The sequence below is a fragment of the Mesorhizobium sp. M4B.F.Ca.ET.143.01.1.1 genome (assembly GCF_004792275.1).
GTDB classification, from domain to species: Bacteria; Pseudomonadota; Alphaproteobacteria; order Rhizobiales; family Rhizobiaceae; genus Mesorhizobium; species Mesorhizobium abyssinicae.
On the sequence record NZ_SRSR01000165.1, the window covers coordinates 1 to 360 of the forward strand.

Consider the following 360-nt stretch of genomic DNA (forward strand, 5'->3'; position numbering starts at 1 on the left):
CAAGAGTGGAAGACGGGCCGCTTCGATATCGTTCCCGGCGATGAGCAAGAATTCATTCCGCTGCCGGAAGGCTGAGCGGATCGAGAGGCTGGCCGTCCGCGTCACCGACACGCATTTACTTTCGCCGGCCGGCGGCCTATCCCGCCGATGAACAGAAAGTCTGGGCCCACCGTGAACGCAACGCCGCATACGCCGCTTCTCGACAGGATTCGCATCCCGGCCGACCTGCGCACGCTGGCCGAGAGCGAATTGCCGCAATTGGCATCCGAGCTGCGCGCCGAACTGGTCGATGCCGTGTCCCGCACCGGCGGCCATCTTGGCGCCGGCCTGGGCGTGGTCGAACTGACAGTGGCGCTGCAC

At 65.6% G+C, this 360-nt stretch carries 1 protein-coding gene; it reads left to right on the forward strand.

All coding sequences use genetic code 11. The annotated features are described in order from the left end of the window. Positions 1-171: 171 nt before the first annotated feature. Positions 172-360 (forward strand): 1-deoxy-D-xylulose-5-phosphate synthase N-terminal domain-containing protein (locus tag EN786_RS36445; RefSeq protein WP_135910102.1); only part of this gene is annotated, 189 nt, incomplete at its 3' end.